General features: G+C 71.2%; 15 protein-coding genes. 4 read left to right on the forward strand and 11 right to left on the reverse strand.

Going from position 1 to position 16253, the window contains the following annotated elements:
- Window positions 1–53: 53 nt before the first annotated feature.
- On the forward strand, window positions 54–638 hold the full coding sequence (locus Acor_RS02535) for a DUF6879 family protein (RefSeq protein ID WP_155334858.1): 585 nt from the start codon (window positions 54–56) through the stop codon (window positions 636–638).
- Here the strand turns inward: Acor_RS02535 and Acor_RS02540 are convergent.
- The 4 genes from Acor_RS02540 to Acor_RS02555 form a co-directional block, all read right to left on the reverse strand.
- On the reverse strand, window positions 621–2027 hold the full coding sequence (locus Acor_RS02540; protein WP_155334859.1) for a sugar porter family MFS transporter: 1407 nt from the start codon (window positions 2025–2027) through the stop codon (window positions 621–623). The genes Acor_RS02535 and Acor_RS02540 overlap by 18 nt on opposite strands.
- 293 nt (window positions 2028–2320) lie before the next feature.
- Entirely contained in the window at window positions 2321–4828 is a 2508-nt protein-coding gene (locus tag Acor_RS02545; RefSeq protein ID WP_155334860.1) for a polynucleotide kinase-phosphatase, read from the reverse strand.
- Window positions 4812–6299 (reverse strand): 3' terminal RNA ribose 2'-O-methyltransferase Hen1, encoded by a 1488-nt coding sequence (locus Acor_RS02550; RefSeq protein WP_155334861.1) that lies wholly within the window; start codon window positions 6297–6299, stop codon window positions 4812–4814. The genes Acor_RS02545 and Acor_RS02550 overlap by 17 nt, the downstream gene beginning before the upstream one ends.
- 39 nt (window positions 6300–6338) lie before the next feature.
- A complete protein-coding gene (locus Acor_RS02555) occupies window positions 6339–7250 on the reverse strand; it encodes an LLM class F420-dependent oxidoreductase (RefSeq protein WP_155334862.1) in 912 nt (303 codons plus the stop codon).
- Between the two features lie 86 nt (window positions 7251–7336).
- Between Acor_RS02555 and Acor_RS02560 the strand changes: the two genes are divergently transcribed.
- Window positions 7337–8392 carry a glycoside hydrolase family 18 protein gene (locus tag Acor_RS02560; protein WP_155334863.1) on the forward strand — a complete coding sequence of 352 codons (1056 nt, stop codon included), beginning with the start codon at window positions 7337–7339 and terminating at the stop codon, window positions 8390–8392.
- A gap of 100 nt (window positions 8393–8492) precedes the next feature.
- Here Acor_RS02560 and Acor_RS02565 read toward each other — a convergent pair whose 3' ends face one another.
- From Acor_RS02565 to Acor_RS02575, 3 genes are all read right to left on the reverse strand, one after another.
- Complete coding sequence (locus Acor_RS02565; RefSeq protein ID WP_155334864.1) at window positions 8493–8858, reverse strand: hypothetical protein; 366 nt, start codon at window positions 8856–8858, stop codon at window positions 8493–8495.
- A gap of 342 nt (window positions 8859–9200) precedes the next feature.
- Window positions 9201–10445, reverse strand: a complete 1245-nt coding sequence (locus tag Acor_RS02570; protein ID WP_155334865.1) for a class I SAM-dependent RNA methyltransferase — start codon at window positions 10443–10445, stop codon at window positions 9201–9203.
- A 7-nt stretch (window positions 10446–10452) separates the two neighbouring features.
- On the reverse strand, window positions 10453–12480 hold the full coding sequence (locus Acor_RS02575; RefSeq protein ID WP_425542257.1) for an APC family permease: 2028 nt from the start codon (window positions 12478–12480) through the stop codon (window positions 10453–10455).
- A 107-nt stretch (window positions 12481–12587) separates the two neighbouring features.
- On the opposite strand from Acor_RS02575, the gene Acor_RS02580 reads away from it, so the two are divergent.
- Both Acor_RS02580 and Acor_RS02585 read left to right on the forward strand, forming a co-directional pair.
- Window positions 12588–13253, forward strand: a complete 666-nt coding sequence (locus Acor_RS02580; protein ID WP_155334867.1) for a potassium channel family protein — start codon at window positions 12588–12590, stop codon at window positions 13251–13253.
- Window positions 13253–13912 carry a potassium channel family protein gene (locus tag Acor_RS02585; RefSeq protein WP_155334868.1) on the forward strand — a complete coding sequence of 220 codons (660 nt, stop codon included), beginning with the start codon at window positions 13253–13255 and terminating at the stop codon, window positions 13910–13912. Before Acor_RS02580 ends, Acor_RS02585 begins: the two co-directional genes overlap by 1 nt.
- A 9-nt stretch (window positions 13913–13921) precedes the next feature.
- Here Acor_RS02585 and Acor_RS02590 read toward each other — a convergent pair whose 3' ends face one another.
- Genes Acor_RS02590 through dut form a run of 4 tightly spaced genes read right to left on the reverse strand, consistent with a single transcriptional unit; the run spans window position 13922 to window position 16249 of the window.
- Complete coding sequence (locus Acor_RS02590; protein ID WP_246238365.1) at window positions 13922–14620, reverse strand: DUF3159 domain-containing protein; 699 nt, start codon at window positions 14618–14620, stop codon at window positions 13922–13924.
- Between the two features lie 41 nt (window positions 14621–14661).
- Entirely contained in the window at window positions 14662–15063 is a 402-nt protein-coding gene (locus tag Acor_RS02595) for an OB-fold nucleic acid binding domain-containing protein (RefSeq protein ID WP_155334870.1), read from the reverse strand.
- A gap of 48 nt (window positions 15064–15111) precedes the next feature.
- Window positions 15112–15783, reverse strand: coding sequence for a DUF3710 domain-containing protein (locus Acor_RS02600; RefSeq protein WP_155334871.1), 672 nt, complete (start codon window positions 15781–15783; stop codon window positions 15112–15114).
- Window positions 15784–15811: 28 nt separating this feature from the next.
- The gene (gene dut / locus Acor_RS02605) at window positions 15812–16249 is read right to left on the reverse strand and encodes a dUTP diphosphatase (RefSeq protein ID WP_155334872.1); all 438 of its coding nucleotides are present in this window, start codon (window positions 16247–16249) and stop codon (window positions 15812–15814) included.
- Window positions 16250–16253 lie beyond the last annotated feature (4 nt).

Below are 16253 nucleotides of genomic sequence, written 5' to 3' on the forward strand. Positions count from 1 at the left end.
TGCATAGCTGCCGAGGAGGCCCGTCGGTGCGAGAGACATGCCGGAGCGATGACGTGTTCACGCGGATTCGCCAGGCCGGCGGGCTGACCATGGACCGGGGCGAGTACAGCGCCGACTTCTACGGCGTGTACCGGGAGATGGAGGGCGTGCTCTGGAAGCTGGAGCGCGCCCAGTACTTTCACGAGCCCTACTCCAAGAGCTGGGTGGCCTGGGCGGAGGGCGACTGGGACCGTTCCCTGGCCCTGATCGAGGCCGCCTCAGCCGAGTACGAGGCCGACCTGTCCCCCCGGGTGGAGCTGCGCCGGCTCCGCATCGTCGAACGTCCGCTGAGCCCGTACCTGGCCTGGGAACTGCGGGTGCTGGCGGCCCGCGCGACCGCCGGCGAGAAGGCCCGGGTCCTGGACGCGGACGCCGTACGCCACCTGGAGCGGGACCGGCCACTGCCCGAACTGCTGATCCCCGCCGGCGACCTGATGTACGAGATCCTCTACGACCGCGGCGGTTCCCACGTCGGCGGACGCCGGATCCACGACCGCGAACTCATCGAACCCTGCCTGACCCTCCTCACCGACCTGTACGGCCAGGCCGAGGAACTCCCCGCCTACCTGGACAGGGAACCCCTACCCCATCTCCTCTAGCGCCCGCCCCTTCGTCTCCCTGACCAGGAACAACACGAACAACAACGAAAGCACCGCGAAACCGGCGTACGCCAGGTACGTCAGCGCCAGATTCCACTCGGACAACGCCGGGAAAGTCACCGTGACCAGCCAGTTCGCCAGCCACTGCGCCGCGGCGGCGACGGACAGCGCGGCGGCCCTGAGCCGGTTCGGGAAGATCTCCCCCAGCAGCACCCAGACCACCACCCCCCACGACAGCGCGAAGAACAGCACGAAGCAGTTGGCCGCGACCAGCGCCACCGCGCCCTGGAACCCGGGCAGCGTCACGGCGCCCTCGACCAGCCTCCCGGCGCTGAACGCCCAGGCCGCGACCGCCAGCGACACCGCCATCCCGGCCGAGCCGACCAGCAGCAGCGGGCGGCGGCCGAGCCGGTCCACCAGCGCGATCGCGACCAGCGTGCCGACCAGGTTGATGATCGAGCTGGAGAAGCTGATCAGCAGCGAGTCGGCCTGGTTGATCCCGACCGACTGCCACAGCACCGACGAGTAGTAGAAGATCACGTTGATGCCGACCAGCTGCTGGAAGACCGACAGGATGACGCCGATCCAGACGATCGGCAGCAGCCCGAACCGGGGCCCGCGCAGGTCGGACAGGCGCGGCCGGCGCTCGCCGCGGAGCACGGCCGAGATCTCCGCCACCCGAGCGTCCAGGTCGACGTGCGCGCCCTCGACCTGGCGCAGCACCTCGCGCACCCGCTCATCCCGGCCGGCCGCGATCAGGAACCGCGGCGACTCGGGGATGACCAGCGCGAACGCCAGGTACGCCAGCGCGGGCGCCAGGCAGGCCCCGAGCATCCACTGCCACGCCTGCAGCGGGCCCAGGGCGTTGTTCACCTCGCCCCCCGCCCACTGCGCGATCCCGTAGTTGACCAGCTGGGACACCGCGATGCCGAGCACGATGGCGAGCTGCTGGAAGGAGCCGAGCCGCCCCCGGTAGGCGGGCGGCGCGACCTCGGCGATGTAGGCGGGACCGATCACCGACGCCATCCCGATCGCGATCCCGGCCAGCACCCGCCAGAGCGCCAGGTCCCAGATCGCGAACGGCAGCATCTGCCCGACCGAGCTGATCGCGAACAGCGCCGCGGCCACCTGCATGGTCCTGATCCGGCCCCACCGGTCGGCCAGCCGCCCGGCGAACCAGGCGCCGGCGGCCGAGCCGAGTAGGGCGATCGCGACCACGAACCCGATCGTGACCGGGCCGACGCGGAAGTGGCGCTGGATGCCGACCACCGCGCCGTTGATCACCGCGCTGTCGTAGCCGAACAGGAAGCCGCCGATGGCCGCCGCCGCGGTGATGAACACCACCCGCCCGAGGTGTTCCTGCTTCGCTCCCGCCGGCGATCTCCCCATGCCCTGGGTGCCTGCCCCGGAAAACCGGGCTTAGTCGATCCGGATGCGGCTCCTATGGCAGACCGCGCAGATCTGGACGTGGACGCGCCCGATCTGTTCGGCATCCTGCCAGTCGTGCCGAAAGTGGAACCACCGCCGGCGCCGCCGCCACCAATCACCGCCCGTTTGGTTCATGAGTGATCGCACGCTCACGCTCTGTTGCCTCACTCGATCGTAAGGCCAATTCCGGGCAGAGTCTCGCGTCGGAGTTGCCGATTTCTTGGCCGAATATTGCGCGCGATCAATATGGCTGGTCAGAGCCGGGGATCGACCGGTTCCGACTCCATCGCCAGCACGCCGAACACGGCCTCGTGCACCCGCCAGAGCGGCTCCCCGTCCGCCAGCCGGGACAGCGCCTCCAGGCCCAGCGCGTGCTCGCGCAGCGCCATCGAGCGCTTCCTGCCGAGGAAGCGCCGCCGCAGCACGTCCAGCGACTCGGTGTAGTCCGGGCCGTAGATGATCCGCAGGTACTCCTGGCCGCGCACCTTGACGCCCGGCTGCACCCGTCCCTCCGGCCGCTCCACCGGCTTGACCACCATGCCCTCGCCGCCGGCCGCCGTCATCGCCTCCCACCAGGCCACGGCGGCGTCCCTGGACTCCGCCGAGTCGAGCGAGACGTAGACGCGCCTGGTCGGCCCGATCAGCGGCGAGTCCAGCCGGGCCAGCAGGTCCAGATGCCAGTCATGCGGCTGGTGTACGGCCGTCGCCCGCCCCTCGGCGGCGAGGATCTGGAACGGCGCGAACCGGACGCCGTCCAGGCCGGAGACCGGCCAGCAGTAACGCGCATAGGCGTCCCTGAACCGGGCAGCGTTGTCCTGACGGCGTCGGGCGCGGTCCAATGTCGAGCCCACATCCAGTCCGCGCCCGGCCGCCGCTTCCAGCGCCGCGACCACCTCGGGCAGCGCCGCCCCGGCCGCCGCCCCGACCGAGGCGTACTGGCCGCGGATCAGGCTCTCCGCCTTCGCCGACCAGGGCAGCAGCTCGCCGTCCAGGACCAGCCAGTCGGTGCCGAGCTCGGCCCAGAGCGGCTCGGCCGCCGCGCGCAGGCCGTCCACCAGCTCACCCATCAGCGCGCCGAAGAACGGGCGGCCGGTCCGGGTGTACACCATGCCGGCGCCGCCGTCGGCGACCCCGAAGCGCTTCTCGGCCGCCTCCGGCGTCCTGGCCAGCACGGCCACGGCCCGGGAGCCCATGTGCTTCTCCTCGCACACCACCCGGGTGACGCCGGCGGCGGCGAACTCCTCGAACGCCTCCGCCGGGTGCTCCAGGTAGCCGTCCAGCCGGGAGGTCTCCGGCGGGGCCATCGTCGGCGGCAGGTAGACCAGCCAGCGCGGGTCCACCGCGAACCTGCTCATGATCTCCAGCGCGGCGGCGGCGTTCTCCTCCCTGATCCGGATGGTGCCGCCGAACCGGGTCTCCACGAACCGGTTCCCGCGCACGTCGCCGATGTCGAGGGCGGCCGGGTCGCGCTGCGGGGGGCCCGCCAGCGGGCGGGCGGGCTCGTACCAGACCTGCTCGGCCGGGACCGAGACCAGCTCGCGCTCGGGGTAGCGGAGCGCGGTCAGCCGGCCGCCGAAGACGACGCCGGTGTCCAGGCAGATCGTGTTGTTGACCCATTCCGGCTCGACGGTGGGGGTGTGGCCGTAGACGACCATGGCGCGGCCCCGGTACTCCTCGGCCCAGGGGTAGCGGATGGGCAGGCCGTACTCGTCGGTCTCGCCGGTGGTGTCGCCGTAGAGGGCGAAGGCGCGGACCCGGCCGGAGGCGCGGCCGTGGTAGGGCTCCTTCAGCCCGGCGTGCGCGACCACCAGTCTGCCCTCGTCGAGCTGGTAGTGGCTGATCAGGCCGTCCATGAACGCCGTCGCGGCGGTCACGAACTCCGGGTCGGCCTCGCCCAGCTGGGCCAGCGACTCGGCCAGGCCGTGCGCGACCCTGACCTTGCGGCCGTTGAGCGCGCGCACCAGCTTCTGCTCGTGGTTGCCGCAGACGCACAGCGCGGTCCCGGCCTCGACCATGCCCATCACCCGGCGCAGCACGCCCGGCGTGTCGGGCCCCCGGTCCACGAGATCGCCGACGAACACGGCGGTACGGCCCTGCGGGTGCCGGCCGTCCTGGTACCCGAGAGTGGAGAGCAGGGTCTCCAGCTCCGACGAGCAGCCGTGCACGTCGCCGATGATGTCGAAAGGCCCGGTCCGGTGCCGGAGGTCGGTCCAGGCGGGTTCGAGGGTGATCGTCACATTGTCGATCTCGGCGCCGCGCAGCACGTGCACCCGGCGGAAGCCGTCCCGGGAGATCTTGCCGAGCGAGCGGCGCAGGTCCTTGTGCTGGCGGGTGATCACGTGCGGGCCGAAGTCCCGGTCCGGGCGGGTCGCGTTCCGCTCGACCGCCAGCTCGGCCGGCACGTCCAGCACGATCGCGTCGACCAGCACGTTGTGCGCCTTGGCCAGCGCCACCAGCTGCTGGCGGGCCTGGTACTGCACGCTGGTGGCGTCGACCACGGTGAGCAGGCCGCGCCTGAGCCGGGTGCCGACGATGTGGTGCAGCATCTCGAACGCGTCCGGGGTGGCCGACTGGTCGTTCTCGTCGTCGGCGACCAGGCCGCGGCAGAAGTCGGAGGAGATCACCTGGGTGGGGCCGAAGTGCCTGCGGGCGAAGGTGGACTTGCCGCTGCCGGAGACGCCGACCAGCACGATCAGCGCCATGGCGGGCACGCCGATCTCGCGGGCCACCGGGGGTACCGGCTGCTCAGGCTGCTCGGACATCGTCGTCTCCTGCGGTGAAGATCGCCATCTGGGTGGGCGAGCCGAGTTCGGGGTCGTCGTCGCCGACCGGGCGGTAGGCGACGCGGTAGCCGTACCGGGCGGCGACGGCGGACGCCCAGTCCCGGAACTCGGCGCGGGTCCACTCGAAGCGGTGGTCGGGGTGGCGCATGCCGGTGAGGGTCTCGTAGCGCACGTTGTATTCGGCGTTCGGGGTGGTGACGATCACGTGGCCCGGTTTGGCCGCGCCGAAGACGACGCGTTCGAGCGCGGGCAGGCGGGGTGGGTCCAGGTGCTCGACGACCTCCATCAGGACGGCCGCGTCGAAGCCGGCGAAACGGATGTCGGTGTAGGTGAGGGAGCCCTGGAACAGGTCCAGCCGGTCGCGTCTGGCCTCCGGCATGCGGTCCAGTTTGAGTTTGCGCGCGGCCAGGGTGAGGGCGTGCGCGGAGACGTCGACTCCGGCGATCTTCGTGATGGCGCGGTTCGCGAGCAGCGCGCCGACCAGCTGTCCCGAGCCGCAGCCGAGATCGATCACGGTGCGGGCCCCGACGTCGTCCAGCGCGGCGAGAACGGCCTCCCGCCGGAGGAGGTTCAAGGGCGTCGGGCGCGGGGACGCCGCTGCCGCCTCCCCCGCGAGCCGCTCGCCGGTCGGGTCGCCGGTCAGTGGCTCCGCCTCCGTCGACGCCTCGGGGGTCTCCTCCTCGATCGGGGGCTCCAGTGCGTCTTCGAGGTCGTCGCCGATTTCGGCCAGGCGGGCGAGCGCCTCCCTGGTCAGCGCCGTGCGCCGGGTGAGGTAGCGGCGGGTGATCAGCGCTCGGGCGGGGTGCGCGGCCAGCCAGCCCTCGCCCGCGCGGATGAGCTTGTCGACCTCGTCGCTGGCCACCCAGTAGTGCTTGGCGTCGTCCAGCACGGGCAGCAGCACGTACAGGTGGTTGAGCGCGTCCGCGAGGCGGACTTCGCCGCGCAGCGTCAGCCGTACATATCGGGAATCTCCCCACTCGGGGAAACTTTCGTCCAGCGGTACGGCCACCGCCTCGACCTGCCATCCGAGCGGCTCGAAGAAGCGGTGGGCCAGTTCGGCCCCGCCCCGGCACGGCAGCGCGGGCAGGAAGATCTCCAGCGGGATCGCCCGCTCGGCCAGTTCCTGGCGCGCGGCGCAGCGGCCCGCCCGCGCCGTCCTGAACACCTCGGCCAGGGCCGAGGCCAGCAGCGACGAGGCGGCGTACGGCCGGTCGTTGACGTACTGCCCGAGCGAGAAGTCGGGTGAGGACGCGCCGCGCGAGCGCACCAGCCGGATCGGGTCGACGTCCAGCAGGAGCGCCGCCGTGCACCGTTCGTCGCCCGCCTCCGGATAGAAGACCTGGGCCGTCCCGAAGGAATGGGAGAACTCCTGCACCTTGTCCGGATGCTTGTGCAGGAGGAACCCAAGATCGGTGGCCGGGCGGTGAGTGGTGGAAATCGTCAGCAGCACGAGCAAAGTTTGCCGTATTTGTCCGGCAAGCTCGCTGGATTAAACGTGCGGCATGATCTCCGCCGCGATCAGCTCCAGGTGGTCGAGGTCGGCCAGATCCATGACCTGCAGGTAGAGATGCTCCGCGCCCAGCTCGCGGAACTGGTGGATCTTGTCGAGGACTTCGGCCGGGGTGCCCGCCAGGCCGGTCTTGCGCAGTTCGGCGGGATCCTCGTCGATGGCCTCCGCCCTCCTGGCCACCTCGGCCTCGTCCGCGCCCACGCAGACGGTCTGCGCCGCGGACAGGATGATCGACCGCCCGGTCAGGTCGCAGGCCGCGCGGACCCGGTGGAAGGCCTCGCCGGTCTCCTCCACGCCGTGGAACGGGATGTTGTACTCGGTCGCGAACGCCGCCGCCAGCCGGGGCGTGCGCCGCGCTCCCGCGCCGCCGATGATGATCGGCAGCGGGCGCTGGACCGGCTTCGGCAGCGCAGGGGAATCGGTCAGCCGATAGTGCTTCCCGGCGTAGGAGAACGGGCTCTCCGCGCCCCACAGCCCGGTCACGATGTCGAGTTGCTCCTCCAGCATCTCGAACCGCTGCCCGATCGGCGGGAACGGGATCCCGTACGCCGCGTGCTCGGCGTCGAACCAGCCGACGCCCAGGCCCAGCTCGATCCTGCCTCCGCTCATCTGGTCGGCCTGGGCCACACTGACCGCCAGCGGGCCCGGCAGGCGGAACGTCACCGGGGTCACCAGCGTGCCGAGCCGGATCCGCGAGGTCTCCCGCGCCAGCGCGCCCAGGGTCACCCAGGCGTCCGTGGAGCCGGGCCCGGGAGCGCCCGCGCCGATCCGCAGGTAGTGGTCGGAGCGGAAGAACGCGTCGAAGCCGAGCCGCTCGGCGGCCTGCGCGACCGCCAGCAGATCGTCGTAGGTGGCGCCCTGCTGGGGTTCGGTGAAGATCCTCAACTTCATCGTCCCATTATCCCCACCCGGCTCCCGCGCGGTTGCTAGGGTTCAACTCCCGTGTGCGGAATGTAGTCGGAAGACAACGCTCGGTGGTGAAAGTGGAGACGGCACGGCATGCCCGACCGGCGGGGACCCCGCCTCGGTCCGTCCTCGTCCTGGCCTCGCTCACCCTGGTCAACGGCACGGCGGCGGCCCTCTGGCTGCTCCCTGGACGCCCACTGAGCTCGCTGTCCGCGCCGCTCACCCCGCCGATCGCGGCTCAGCCCGCCGTCGTGGTGAGCGACCCGCCCGGTGGCGGGGTGCGGCGGCCGGCCTACGTGGCGTTCGTGGACGCGGTCCGCGACCCCGAGTTCAACCTGCCCGCGGCGGCCCGCAGGACCGGGGTGACCTCCTACACGCTCGGGCACATCAGCGCGGGCCAGGACAGCTGCGTGCCGACGTGGGGCGGGCAGTCGACGCCCCCGAATCCGCTGGTGCGCGGCCTCGACCGGCTCAGGGCCGAAGGCGGCGACGCGGGGCTCGCCTTCGGCGGGCCGGAGGGCCGGGAGCTCTCGGCCACCTGCGCCGACCCGGACCTGCTGCTGCCGGCCTACCGCCGGGTCATCGCCGCCTACCAGCCCGCCTCGCTGGACTTCGAGATCCACGACTCCGCCGACCCCGCCACCGCCGCCCGCCGCGCGACGGCCATCGCCAGGCTCCAGCGCGAGTTCAAGGCCGAGGGCCGGACCCTGCCGGTGACGTTCACCCTGCCCGCCTCCGCCCAGGGCCTCTCCCCCGAAGACCGCACGATGCTCCAGCGGACCCGCCAGGCCGGCGCCGAGATCAGCACGGTCAACCTGCTGGTCCCGTTCGAGCCCGGCGCCACGACCAACCTCCGCCGCCTCTACCAGGCCGCGAAGAGCGCCCACGGCCAGCTCGCCTGGGCCCTCGGCACCCGCGACCGCGCGAGCTGGCGCCGGCTCGGCCTCACTCCACTCCTGGCCGGCCCGCAGGACCTCTCCATCCAGGACGCCCGCCGCCTGGTCGCCTTCCAGGCCCGCACCCACCTGGCCTGGCTCTCCGTGCGCGGCGCGACCCCCACCGACGAGGTCTCCCGCACCCTCGGCTCAACCACCCCGACGAACCCGAAGCTGGCCCAGCTCAACTAGCCACGCCTACCCCTGCCGCCCGCGACGAGTCAGCCCCCGATCGGGTCTCGGCCTGCGAGTTCAAAGCCGCTGAATAGCCTGCCGGTGACACGGCCCAGGATCAGCCGTTGATCAGTTCGGCTGCTTCCGCCTCGGCGCGCAGGCGCAGAATGTATTCGGCGACTTCGACGGGGACCAGTGCCGCTACTCGTTCTCCCTGGTCGTCCCGGACGAAGGTGATGGCTCCGCGCTCGCGCGCCTCGCCCACGATGGTCGGCAGGTGCATGGTCGCCTGGTCCAGGTCGAGATCGTCCATGGCGTGCACCACTCTCTCGTCCTCCCGCCGGGTCAGCGGGGCCCGCCGCGCGGCCGTCTGCGCGGACAGCCGGCGGTATCGGTCCTCGCGGACCCCTTCGGCTTCCCGTCCCCAGCGCCTGCTCCGGGCAGCCCGATCGACGTGATCCCACATCCGCTCGTGCGCGTCCATGCCACCCATTGTCCCGCACCATGCTGGAACGCCAGGACCAGGCACGCGACGTCGTTACTTGACCACCTCAGCAGTCCCGGCAGTCCCAGGAGCCTCGTCCGGGCCTTCGCCGTCGCCCCCCGGACGCGCCGCGGAATTCCCCTCGATCATGTCGATGAAGTCCGGCGTGGTCGGCATTCCGGACGACGACGCCTCCAGCGGAAAGATCCCCTTGACCAGATAAACGATCTGGACCCAGGTGTCGATCTCTCTTTCGTTCCCCGTGACGCCCTCCTCTACGAAGAGTGCGTCACATTCCGTTCCATTTCCGCGATCAAGGTCCTACACCCGGCAAATCCTGATTCAGTCTTGGCCGACCGACTGGGTCAGGAGCGCCACGCACTCCACATGATGCGTCATCGGATATTGATCAAAAGCGCGGAGTTCGGCCAGCTCATAGCCCAGTTCGGCGAACCAGTTCAGGTCGCGCGAGAGGGTCGCCGGGTCGCAGGAGACGTACACGATCCTGGTGGGGGTCAGGGACGCGATGCGGGCCACCACAGGGCGGCCCAGGCCGGCGCGGGGCGGGTCGCAGACGACCAGGTCGGCTTGGGCGATGTCGAGGCGGTCCAGGGCCTCTTCCACCTTGCCGCGCTCGGTCTGGGCCTGCGGGAGGTCGCGGAGGTTGTGGCGGGCGTCCTGGACGGCGGGGGGCTCTGATTCGATGCCGAGGACGGCGCCGGTGGGGCCGACGGCTTCGGCCAGGGCGGCGGCGAACAGGCCGACGCCGCAGTACAGGTCCAGGGCCCACTCGCCGGGCTTGGGCTGGGCGAAGTCCAGGACGGCGCCCTGCAGCGTGGCAGCGGCGGCCGGGTGGACCTGCCAGAAGCCGCTGGCCGAGACGCGGTAGTCGCGGTCGCCGACGTGCTCGACCAGGGTGCCCTTGCCTCGCAGGACGCGGGTGCCGCGGCGGCCCTCGTCCAGCATGACGGAGGCGTCCAGGTCGGGGATGCGCACGTCGCGGTGGGGCTTCGGGGTCACGATGACCGCGCGGTCCCCGCCGGTGGCGGCGATGAACTCGACGGTGGCCGCGCCTCGCCAGCCCTCGGTGGAGACCCGCAGGTCCTCGATGTCGGGGTGGGCGATCAGGCAGGCGTCCACCCGCTCGATCTCGTGCGAGCGGTGCCGGCGCAGCCCGAGGCGGCCGTCGCGGTCGGCGGCGAACTGCACGCGGGTGCGCCAGCCGAGGCCGCCCGGCGTGCCGGGCACCTCCTCCACGACCACGTCGCGGGTGATCCCGGCCAGGCGCTGCAGCTGCTCGGCGATGACCTCGGCCTTGAAGCGGCGCTGCGCGGCCGGCGCGGCGTGCTGCCAGTCGCAGCCGCCGCAGCGGCCGGGGCCGCTGAACGGGCAGGGCGGCGTGACCCGGTCGGGCGAGGGCTCCAGGATCTCGACGGCGTCGGCGCGCAGGAAGCGGGTGGTCTCCTCGGTCACCCGGGCCAGGACCCGCTCCCCGGGCAGCGCGTGCCGGACGAACACCACCCGGCCCTCGTGCCGGGACACACACCAACCACCGTTCGCGACCGGGCCAACTGTCAGTTCGAGCATCCCTCAATCATGCCTTGGGCTGACGGTCGTCACGCCCGTACGGCCTGCGCACCTGCCCCGGGGCGGACGGCTCGGGCCGCCCCTGCAGCCGGTCCGCGGACTCCAGCTGCCACGGCACGCTGGTCACCATCACGCCCGGCTTGAACAACAGCCGCCCCTTCAGCCGCAACGCGCTCTGGTTGTGCAGCAGATGCTCCCACCAGCGCCCGACCACGTACTCGGGGATGTAGACCGTCACCACGTCCCGCGGCGACCGGCGCCGCAGCGACCGCACATAGTCCAGGATCGGCCGGGTGATCTCCCGGTACGGCGAGTCGAGGATCTTCAACGGCACCGGGATCCCGCGCCGGTCCCACTCCTCGCGCAATCGCGCCGACTCGTCCGGATCCACCCCCACGCTGACCGCCTCCAGCGTGGAAGGCCGGGTGGCCCGCGCGTACGCCAGCGCCCGCAGCGTCGGCTTGTGCACCTTGGACACCAGCACGATGGCGTGGTTGCGGGCCGGCAGCATGGAGGTGTCCAGGTCGCCCTCCGGCGCGGCCAGCTCGGCGGCCACCGCGTCGTAGTGGTGCCTGATGGCCTTCATCATCAGGAACAGCACCGGCATCGCGATGCAGACGATGTACGCGCCGTGCGTGAACTTGGTCACCAGCACCACGACCAGGACCACCCCGGTCATCATCCCGCCGAACCCGTTGATCATCCGGGACCGCATCATGTGCATCCGCAGTTTGGCGTCGGTCTCGGTGCGCAGCAGCCGGGTCCAGTGCCGGACCATGCCGATCTGGCTGAGCGTGAACGACACGAACACACCCACGATGTACAGGTTGAGCAGGCGGCTCACGTCCGCGTCGAAGGCCCAGATGAGCAGGCAGGCCGCGGTCGCCAGGATGACGATGCCGTTGCTGAAGGCCAGCCGGTCCCCCCGGGTGTGCAGCTGGCGGGGCAGGTAGCGGTCCTGGGCGAGGATCGAGCCGAGCACAGGGAAGCCGTTGAACGCGGTGTTGGCGGCCAGGAACAGGATCAGCGCGGTGACCGCGGAGACGAGCACGAACAGCACTGTGTCGGCCCCGAACACGGCGGACGCGACCTGGGAGATGATCGGTTCCTGGTAGTAGTCCGGGCCGACCGGCTGACCGCCGGGGGTGAGCAGGCTGTGCGCGACCTCGGCGGGGTCGGCCACGGTGACCCCGGACTTGAGGCCGAGGAAGATGATGCCGCTGAACATGATGACGGCGACCAGGCCCATCATGAGCAGGGTGGTCGCCGCGTTCCTGCTCTTCGGCTTGCGGAAGGCGGGCACGCCGTTGCTGATCGCCTCGACCCCGGTCAGCGCCGCGCAGCCGGACGCGAAGGCCCGCAGCACCAGGAAGACCAGGGCGAACCCGGCCAGGTCCACCTGTTCCGGCCGCACGTCGAAGCCCTCGGTGGGCGCGTGCAGGTCATGCCCGAGCACGAACATCCGGATCAGGCCCCAGCCGATCATGCAGACGACCGCGGCCATGAAGGTGTACGTCGGGATGGCGAAGGCGATCCCTGACTCGCGGATGCCGCGCAGGTTCATCAGGGTGAGGACGATCACGATGGTGATGGCCACCCCGGGCTTGTTCTCGCCCACGAACGGGATGGTCGCGCCCACGTAGTCGACGCCGTTGGCCACCGACACGGCGACGGTCAGCACGTAGTCCACCAGCAGCGCGCTGGCCACGGTCAGCCCCGCGTTGGGCCCCAGGTTGACGGTGGCCACCTCGTAGTCGCCGCCCCCGCTCGGGTAGGCGTGCACGTTCTGCCGGTAGGAGGCGACCACGGTGAGCATGATGACCACGACGGCCACCGCCACCCACGGGCTGAACGAGTAGGCGCTCACGCCCGCGATGGACAGGATGACCAGGATCTCCTGCGGTGCGTACGCGACGGAGGAGAGCGCGTCACTGGCGAAGACGGGCAGGGCGATGCGCTTGGGGAGCAGCTGACCGTGCAGCTCGGTGCTCCGCAATGCGCGCCCGACCAGCAGGCGCTTGGTAAGATCCGTCACTTTTGACACGTCTGACGATGCTAGCCGTCCCGGGCCCGCCCAGCGCACGCGGCACTCCTTCTGCGCGCCATACTGGGCACACAGACGTCTCGACACCGGCGGGGAGCATGCACATCGTGATCATGGGGTGCGGGCGGGTGGGGTCGACGCTCGCACACATCCTTGAGGACAACGGCCATTCGGTCGCGATCATCGACCGGGATCCGCAGGCGTTCCGGCGGCTGCGCTCCGGGTTCCGGGGCCGCCGGGTGACGGGCATGGGCTTCGACCGCGACGTGCTGGAGGAGGCCGGGATCGAGTCGGCCGCCGCGTATGTGGCGGTCAGCAGCGGCGACAACTCCAACATCATCTCGGCCCGGGTGGCCAGGGAGACCTTCGGCGTGGACAACGTCGTGGCCCGCATCTACGACCCGCGCCGCGCCGAGGTCTACCAGCGGCTCGGCATCCCGACCGTGGCGACGGTCCGGTGGACCGCCGACCAGATCCTGCGCCGGGTGCTGCCGGAGGGCGCGGAGCCGCTCTGGCGGGACCCGACCGGCACCGTGGTGCTGGCCGAGGTGACCTTCAACCCGGCCTGGATCGGCACCGCGGTCCGCGGCGTGGAGACGGCCACCGGCGCCCGGCTGGCCTTCATCAACCGGATGGGCGAGGCCCTGGTGCCCAAGCCCGACACGGTGGTCCAGGAGGGCGACATCCTGCACGTGGTCACCGCCGGGAACGAGATGGAGCGGGTCAACAAGGTGCTGTCCGGCGTTCCCGACGAGGAGATCTGATGCGCGTCACGATCGCGGGGGCGGGCGCCGTCGGGCGGTCCATCGCGGCCGAGCTGCTGGAGAACGGCCACGAGGTCCTGCTCATCGACATCGACCCGAAGGCCATCAAGATCGACAGTGTGCCGCGGGCGGAGTGGCTGCTGGCCGACGCCTGCGAGATCACCGCGCTGGACGAGGCCGGGCTCAACGCCTGCCACGTGGTGATCGCGGCCTCCGGCGACGACAAGGTCAACCTGGTCGTCTCGCTGCTGGCCAAGACGGAGTACGGGGTGCCCCGGGTGGTCGCCCGGATCAACCACCCGAAGAACGAGTGGCTGTTCAACGAGTCCTGGGGGGTGGACGTGGCCGTCTCGACGCCGCGCCTGCTCAGCGCCCTGGTCGAGGAGGCGGTCAGCGTCGGCGACCTGGTCCGCCTGATGACGTTCCGTCAGGGCCAGGCCAACCTGGTCGAGCTCACCCTGCCCGAGGACGCGCCGGTGGTCGGCCAGCGGGCCGGTTCTGTGCCGTGGCCGACCGACTCGGTCCTGGTGGCGATCCTGCGCGAGGGCCGGGTCCTGGTGCCGTCGGCGGACGACCCCCTGGAGGCCGGCGACGAACTGCTGTTCGTCGCCAGCCAGGAGGTCGAGGAGGAGCTAGGCCAGCTGCTCTCGCCGCACTAACTGACAGCGCTAACTGACAGCGGGCCGCATGGCCGTGCGGCCACGGGCGAGCACCCAGCCGACCGTGGCCAGCGCGGCCAGGTAGACCGGCCAGCCGAGCGCGATCTTGGCGATGCCGAGCCAGACCACCTGCCCGGCCAGGTACAGCGGGATCTGCACGGTCAGCTTGATCAGGCCGGGCAGCACCATGATCCAGGAGACCTTGGTGCACAGCTTCACGATGCCCTTGTCCCGGTGCCAGGCGAGCGGATCCTCCGGGTTGGTCGCGCCGAGCATGAAGCCCATGAACGGCCAGCGCACCAGGATCGAGAAGATCATGATGGCCTCGACGACCGCGATCCACAGCATGCCGGGCAGGAACGCGTCCTCGGCCTTGCCGCTGCGGAGCGCGAAGAACGCGCCGATGCCGATGCCGAACAGGCTGTTCAGCACGAACTGCGGGGTGGACCGCTGCACGATCCTGGCCACCAGCAGGACGGCGGCGATGCCGCCGCTGAGGATGAGCGAGAGCTGCAGCTGCTCGGTGGTGATCCAGGCCAGGGTGAAGGTGATCGTGGGCACGGCGGCCTCGACCGTGCCACGCTTGCCGCCGAACGCCTTGGCCAGCTGGGCCCGGACGGCCGCCTCGACCGTGTCGTAGACCGGTGCGGCCGGGGTGGGTTGCGGTGCCGTCGCCGTCACGGGCACGGCCTCATCGGCGGTACTCACTCGTCGTTCCCCGTTTCCTCTTAATCCGGAAATTTCCGGTTTCATCCGGCTGGGCGCAGCTCGTATCGCGGATTGAACATGACCTTGCGGCCGTCCTGCAGGCTCACCAAGCCCTCGGCGCGGACCACCCGGCCAGGTTCGATCCCGGCGATCTTCCGGCGGCCGAGCCAGACCAGGTCGATCACGTCCGACCCGTCGTAAAGCTCGGCTTCCAGTGCGGGCGCGCCGCCGCGCGGGCGGAGCGTCACCGTACGCAGCGTACCGGCCACGCAGAAACGCTGCCGCTCGCCGCAGGAGGCGATCGGGGTCGCGCCGTGCCGGTCCAGGTCGGATCGGAGTTCGGCGGCCTCGAGTTCGGCCTGGCTGCTGGTCAGTCGGCGAAAGAAGCCGCGCAGGCCGCCCCGATGCGGTCCGCCCTTATTTGGGGGCTCCTGAGTTGTCATGATTTATCAGCCTAGGCGATGCCTACCGCCGGGGGCCAACGGCGGTGGTCAGCGGATTTCGGTGATCTCCGGGCCCCGCTCGAACGGGTTGTAGTACTCCGGTTCCGGCTCCTGCTCCATGGCCTGCCGCGCCTCGGCGGGCAGCCGCAGCGCGATCGCCTCCTTGGGGGCCATCGGCTCCTCGCCCCGGACCACCACGATGTCCTTGATCACGTTCTCCAGCATCTCGGCGGCGGCCGGGTCGATCGCCGCCCGGCCGCTGACGACCGCGCGCAGGAACCAGCGCGGCCCGTCGATGCCGAGATAGCGGACCGGCTGCGGGGACTCGCCCGGCTGCTGCGGGACCTTGGCCGCCAGCTCGACCCCGAACGGGCCCTCCTGCTCGGTCACGGTGCCGCCGGCCACGCCGACCTCGCGGGTCAGCTCGGCCCTGACCTCGTCCCAGATGCCGCTGCGCTTGGGCGCGGCGAACGCGTGCACCTGCAGGGCGCTCTCCTCGACCAGCACCAGGGCGCCGATGATCTGGTCACCTGCCACCTGGAGCTGGACCTCGAAGCCGGCCCCGATGGGCAGCAGCAGGCCGCCCAGGTCGACCCGCTCGGCGGTGGGAAAGCCCTCGTCGGCATCCCACGGACCGGACTCGCGGACCGGACTCGCCGGTTCCGTCTCGGGCGGGGCCGCTGCCACGGTCTCGGCGGCGCCGCGTCGGCGTCGGAACACGTCTTCCACACTCCTTGACGTTGATTTGTTAGCGGCCGGTGGAGCCGAAGCCCCCGGCGCCGCGCGCCGAGCCGGGCAGTCGTTCCACTTCGTGGAAGGCCGCCTTCTCGACCCGCTGGATGACCAGCTGGGCCACCCGGTCGCCACGCCGCAGCCGGACCGCTTCCTTGCTGTCGGTGTTCAGCAGCGTGACCCGGATCTCACCCCGGTAGCCGGCGTCGACCGTGCCAGGCGCGTTCACCAGGGTGACCCCGAACCGGGCCGCCAGGCCCGAGCGCGGGTGCACGAAGGCCGCGTAACCGTCGGGCAGCGCGATCGCCACTCCGGTGCCGACCATGGCCCGCTCGCCGGGGAGCAGTTCGACGTCCTCGGCCGCGTACAGGTCCGCGCCCGCGTCGCCCGGATGCGCGTACGACGGGAGCGGCAGCTCGGGGTCGAGCCGGTGAATCAGCACCTCGACACTCATGAAT

The sequence above is a fragment of the Acrocarpospora corrugata genome (assembly GCF_009687845.1).
GTDB lineage: Bacteria > Actinomycetota > Actinomycetes > Streptosporangiales > Streptosporangiaceae > Acrocarpospora > Acrocarpospora corrugata.